The 4,043-nt window shown below is 37.8% G+C and carries 5 protein-coding genes; 4 read left to right on the forward strand and 1 reads right to left on the reverse strand.

Annotated elements, in window-relative coordinates:
• The first annotated feature begins 54 nt into the window (after positions 1 to 54).
• Genes E1176_RS04660 through E1176_RS04670 form a run of 3 tightly spaced genes read left to right on the forward strand, consistent with a single transcriptional unit; the run spans position 55 to position 2,952 of the window.
• Positions 55 to 909 carry a universal stress protein gene (locus tag E1176_RS04660; RefSeq protein WP_185152631.1) on the forward strand — a complete coding sequence of 285 codons (855 nt, stop codon included), beginning with the start codon at positions 55 to 57 and terminating at the stop codon, positions 907 to 909.
• Positions 910 to 937: 28 nt separating this feature from the next.
• A complete protein-coding gene (locus E1176_RS04665; protein ID WP_155209406.1) occupies positions 938 to 2,032 on the forward strand; it encodes an AI-2E family transporter in 1,095 nt (364 codons plus the stop codon).
• Positions 2,029 to 2,952 (forward strand): YhjD/YihY/BrkB family envelope integrity protein, encoded by a 924-nt coding sequence (locus tag E1176_RS04670; RefSeq protein ID WP_185152632.1) that lies wholly within the window; start codon positions 2,029 to 2,031, stop codon positions 2,950 to 2,952. The genes E1176_RS04665 and E1176_RS04670 overlap by 4 nt, the downstream gene beginning before the upstream one ends.
• Here E1176_RS04670 and E1176_RS04675 read toward each other — a convergent pair whose 3' ends face one another.
• The gene (locus tag E1176_RS04675) at positions 2,953 to 3,435 is read right to left on the reverse strand and encodes a hypothetical protein (RefSeq protein ID WP_155209407.1); all 483 of its coding nucleotides are present in this window, start codon (positions 3,433 to 3,435) and stop codon (positions 2,953 to 2,955) included. It lies immediately after the preceding gene.
• Between the two features lie 231 nt (positions 3,436 to 3,666).
• Between E1176_RS04675 and E1176_RS04680 the strand changes: the two genes are divergently transcribed.
• Positions 3,667 to 4,043, forward strand: a 377-nt coding sequence (locus tag E1176_RS04680) for a response regulator (RefSeq protein ID WP_155209408.1), incomplete at its 3' end; no start/stop codon positions are given.

Raw genomic sequence — 4,043 nt, forward strand, 5'->3', positions numbered from 1 at the left:
ATGATTTGGTCTGATTTTTTCCTATAATGTAGATAAACCAAAACAAACCCTATTATGAAAAAAATACTAGTTCCTTCCGACCTTTCTAAAATTTCTGAAAATGCCTTAAAAGTAGCTGTTCAGATAGCTAAAAAGTCTGGAGGGCAAATTGATCTCGTAAACTTCCATGAGCATCCTTTTGGCAAAACGTTTAGTGCCTTTGGCGAAATGAAAAAGCCTGTTTCGGATGAAGAGCAGATATATACGCTTCAATTAGTGCGAAAAAATTATGCAGACTTAAATGCCCTCGCAGAAAATTCTGGTGATGGTGTAGAAATCAAAACTGAAGTATATGATGAGAGTTTTGAAGATGGGGTTGAGGAATTTATTAAAGAGCATAATATCGATTTGGTAGTAATGGGTACTACAGGCGAAGAAAATGCGAAAGAGTTTTTTACCGGTAATCACGCCCAGCAGGTAATTGAGTTAGCGCCATGCCCTGTGCTTACTGTAAGAGAAAACGATGTTATAGGAAACTTTTCAAAAATTGTATTGGGTGTTGAATTTAAGAAAGATGACGAAGATAATTTTGTGAGAGCCATCTCATATATAAACGACTTCTCATCAGGCCTTGCTTCTGAGGTGCATCTTGTACATGTAACTGATGACAACAATAAGGGAGAGGTAGAAAACAAACTGGAGAAATTCGCCAAAGACCACAGCCTACTCAACTACAAAATTGCTGTGGTAAATAATGGAGACGAACAAAAAGGACTGTTAAATTATGGTCACCAAATAAATGCAGGTGCAGTGGCAGTGCTAACCCACGCTGATGGTGGTTTTTTCAGAGTATTTCAAACCAATATGTCTGAAGAAATGAATAAACATGCTGATATGCCAGTATTAACCATAAACCTTCATAAGATATAATCTTAACCGCCCGAACGCAGGTTATTCAATGACCATTTCTTTTAAGAATACCTTTTACACGCTAGCGACCGTATTTGCCGTGATATTTTTGCTATATCTCGGGCGTACGGTGTTGGTACCATTGGCATTTGGCCTTTTAATCGCCTTTATATTATATCCTGTTTGCAGGTGGCTAGAGAAAAAGGGTGTGGGTAGAGCATGGGCCATTATCTGGACAATGCTATCAGTTACGTTAGTTCTTCTGGGTATAACAGTCCTGTTTTCGACCCAAATCATTGATATTCTTCAGGAGTTAGACGACTTCAGCCAACGGTTGAATGAAGTATTAGTGGCTGTTACAGAGTTTTTAAATAAAAATGTATCGATAATACCCAATGTAGATAAAGACAGTATCGTGAGTATGGGGCTCCAGTGGTTTAGTAATAAGTCCGGAGGTATGTTGTCTAACACACTCAATCGTACGGCCTTATTTGTTACCGGCCTTACCTTATCTATCATTTATACTTTCTTGATTCTTCTCTACAGAAAACAATTTAGAAATGCCTTTATAAGTTTTGCGGAAGAGCAAAACCAAAGTGCTTTTTCTGAAATGATTAGCAATATACAACGCATAGGCCAAAAGTATCTTACGGGAATGTTTGTGCTTATCTTAATTTTAGGTACACTCAATAGCCTGGGACTGTTTATCATAGGTATCGATTATGCCTTGTTCTTTGGTTTTCTAGCAGGCTTTTTGGCAATTATCCCCTATGTAGGTACCACAATAGGTGGTGCAATACCGGCAATTTATGCCTTTATGAACTACGACTCTTATTGGTATCCCCTGGGTGTAATAGGCGTTTTTTGGTTTGTACAGCTACTTGAGGGTAATATCCTTAGTCCAAAAATTGTAGGAGGTAATCTTAATGTAAATGCACTTGCCTCGATACTGGCACTAATTATAGGAGGTGCAGTTTGGGGAATAGCGGGAATGGTCTTGTTCTTACCATATGCAGCAATTTTAAAAGTAGCATGTGAGTATTATGATAATTTGAAGCCACTCGGGCTGCTTATGAGAGATGATGTTTCCAGAAAGAAAGGGAAAAGTTTTGAGGAGAAAATGAAGCAAATATTTAAGAAGTGAAAAAGCAGATAATCCGATACTTTAAATTATTCAAAGCCACAGGAAAGAAGTTTTTTGAAGATGACCCAATGGGTTATAGCGCTTCAATTGCTTTTTATACCATCTTTTCTTTACCTGCCATTTTAATAATTACCATGGTGATTGCTGGTTATTTTTATGAAGATCAGGAAGTAAAACAGACAATAATAGACCAGATACAACGCATGTTTGGAAGTGAAAGCGCTGGCCAGGTAACGAAGATTATGGAAAATGCCAGCCAGTCAGCTTCGAGTATAATCGCCAAAATTGTAGGTATAGGCACTCTTATATTTAGTGCGACCACTGTTTTTATGTCGCTGCAAAATGCCTTAAACTCAATTTGGAAAATTAAACCTAAGCCAAAGAAAGAGGTGCTGGGCTACATTATGAATCGTGTATTGTCATTTGCGATGGTCATGAGCATTGGATTTCTGTTGTTGGTGTCTTTAGTTATAGATGCTCTCATAGTGATCTTCAACAATATGCTGGAAGAGTGGCTATCAGGTGTCACGTTCTATATTATTTCGGGTATCAATGCTTTGGTGTCTTTAGGTATCATAACACTCATATTTGCTTTGATATTTAAGGTATTACCAGATGCGAAAATTAAATGGAGAGATGTGTGGGTAGGAGCGTTTGTAACGACTTTGCTCTTCGCCTTGGGGAAATACCTGATTGGTTTTTATTTAGGTGCCAGCTCAGTAGGCAATGCCTATGGGGCAGCCGGTTCTTTGGTGTTGTTACTAGTCTGGGTGTACTATTCGTGCGTTATTCTACTCTTTGGCGCTGAGTTTACATTTGTATATTCCAGAGACATTGGTAGCAATATAAGGCCAAGTAATGATGCCGTCTTTCTGGAAATAAAAGAGGTCGATAATCCTCACAAAAAGCTTAATGAGTGATCACCTACTCTCGAAATAATTGAATTTGCATTCGAAATGCATCGCTGCATAGGCTTCAATCAGGTATCTTTCTACGGGAGAAGTAATTTCTAAAAAGAGCACTTTCAATTTAAAAACTTCTGCCTTTGCTGCATCGAGATCTGGCACTTCCATTTTTTTATTCACCCATAGTCCACGATCTTTTGCAATCTCCCAAGCTAGGTGAGCCTGATATTTGGTGTGGCCTTTTATGTGGTAGACGAGCCGGTTGATCACTTTCTCGGAAGTACCGATGTAAACAACCTTACTTCCCTTTATAAAAAGATAAATGCCTTTAAAGTCTGCCATTCTGCCTAGTCTCTTTATCACACCCTTTTCACCGACACCCTTTCCAAACAATCTACTGATTTTAAATGCATTGGGTAATAATGATTCGATCATTTCTACGCGCCTGGGTAGAATTTTCGTGGCGTATTCATCAAAAGTGTATTCATAATTTTTCATAGCAGCCTTTATTAAGTCTTATAAAAACACGAAGTAATACATAAGGTTTAAACGGAACAAGCCACGTGTAAATATTTACCCAAGCATTTGGGGAAATTTTTACCCACTTTGTGAACAGAATGCCAATAATCGCGTTTAATTTGTATTGGTAGTTATTTCACAATCGTGGTACAAATTTTTCAGTGTCGCTAATTGAAGTAATCAAAAGGCACCGAATAAAAACTATGGTTAATGAATAATGTACTGGTTGTAGATGATGAGAAGGAGATATGTATGTTACTTACAGGCATGATGAAAAAGCTGGGCTTTGACACCTCGTATGCTAATAATATAGAAGAAGGGAAGTTAAAACTGAGAAGCTCGGAGTATAATGTGGTTTTTTTAGACCTCAATTTACCAGATGGGCTGGGGTTTCACCTGATAGAGGAGGTAGAAGACAGTAATCCTAATGCTAAAATTATAGTGATAAGTGCTTATGATGGCAATATTGAAAAGCAGCGAGCCAAGTCAGAGGGAGCTGATTTTTTTATTGCAAAACCATTTAGTAAACAATCAGTAACAGAAGCTTTGCTTCAGCTCAACGTACCGTTTAATAAATTAAATAAATC

The sequence above is a fragment of the Fulvivirga aurantia genome (assembly GCF_009711475.1).
Lineage (GTDB): Bacteria > Bacteroidota > Bacteroidia > Cytophagales > Cyclobacteriaceae > Fulvivirga > Fulvivirga aurantia.